Below are 1,531 nucleotides of genomic sequence, written 5' to 3'. Positions count from 1 at the left end.
AACGAGCCCCGGTCAACGCATGAAGCTGCTCAAGGAACCACCGCGCCGGCGGCAACGCCGTAGCCGCCGCAGCAAGCCGCTTCGTCCGCTCGGCCCGCTCCCCACCCGGCATCGAAAGCCCCGCATGCAACGCCTCCGCCGTAGCCGTCACGTCATAAGGGTTGACCGGAATCGCATCCTCACCCAGCTCCTCGAACGCCCCCGCCTCCCGAGAGAGCACCAGCACACACCCCTCATCGGAGACGACCGGCACCTCCTTGGCGACAAGGTTCATCCCGTCCCGGATGGGGTTGACCAGCGCCACGTCCGCCAGCCGGTACGCAGCCAGCGAGCGCGCGAAGTCGTCGTCGACGTGGAGCAGCACAGGGGTCCACCCCTCCGTACCGAACTCCGCGTTGATCGACTCCGCGACCCGCGACACCTCCGCGGTGTACTCCCGGTACACCGCGAGGTCCTGCCGCGAGGGATAGGCGAAGGCGACGTGCACGACCCGCTCGCGCCACTCGGGGCGGGTCCGCAGCAGCTCGCGGTAGGCCAGCATGCCCCGCACGATGTTCTTGGACAGCTCGGTCCGGTCCACCCGCACGATCGTCCTGCGGCCCTCGCCCACCTGCTCCCGCAGCGTCGCCATCCGCTCCTCGACGTCGTCCCGCCGCGACCGCTCCCGCAGGAAGTCCGCGTCGGCGCCGAGCCCGTGCACCCCGATGCGCGTCCCGGACGTCCCGCCGAGCAGCCGCACACAGCACTCCGTGAACGCGTCCGCCCACCGCCCCGTCAGGAACCCGAGCCGGTCGGCGCCGAGCATCCCCCGCAGCACCTGCTCGGCCACGTCGTCCGGCAGCATCCGGAAGTAGTCGGCCGGCGCCCACGGGGTGTGCGAGAAGTGACCGATCCTGACGTCGTCGCGCAGCTCGCGCAGCATGCCCGGCACCAGCGTCAAGTGATAGTCCTGTACGAGGACGGCGGCGCCCGGCGCCGCCTCCGCCGCCAGCGCCTCGGCGAACGCGCGGTTGTACGTCTCGTACGCCGCCCACTGCTCCCGGAACTCCGGGCCGAAAGCCGGTTCGAGGGGCGTCTGGTAGAGCATGTGGTGCACGAACCACAGGACCGAGTTGGCCACGCCGTTGTACGCCGCCGCGTGCACGCCCTCGCGCGAACCCGCGTCGATGTCCAGCATCCGCACACCCGGCTCGCCGACACCGCGCCGCACGGCCTCCCGGTCGCCCTCGCCGAGCGCCGCGCACACCCACAGGGCGTCCGCCTCGTCGCCGATGGCGCTCAGCCCGGAGACGAGACCGCCGCCGCCGCGCTTGGCGGTCAGCTCCCCGTCCTCCCCCACCGAGTACGAGACGGGGCCGCGGTTGGACGCGACGAGTACCTGTGCTGCTGCGTTTCGGGGCTCGGAGACCATGTGGCAAAACGTAGCCCGTCCCGGGCCCGGGCAAACGTACGACCGGAGCCGGTCACGCCACGCGTCGGTGCGCGTACTCAGCGATGCCCGTCATCGGCGGCCGCTCCTCGGTGTCCACCG

At 71.7% G+C, this 1,531-nt stretch carries 1 protein-coding gene; it reads right to left on the bottom strand.

The features are described 5' to 3' along the window. Positions 1-1,411 (bottom strand): alpha,alpha-trehalose-phosphate synthase (UDP-forming) (locus GKQ77_RS32640; protein ID WP_219692766.1); only part of this gene is annotated, 1,411 nt, incomplete at its 3' end. Positions 1,412-1,531 lie beyond the last annotated feature (120 nt).

It is taken from the genome of Streptomyces anatolicus (assembly GCF_019400875.1).
Classification (GTDB): domain Bacteria; phylum Actinomycetota; class Actinomycetes; order Streptomycetales; family Streptomycetaceae; genus Streptomyces; species Streptomyces anatolicus.
The sequence above is the reverse complement of the archived record's forward strand: the minus strand, read 5'-3'. Positions and strand labels throughout refer to the sequence as shown.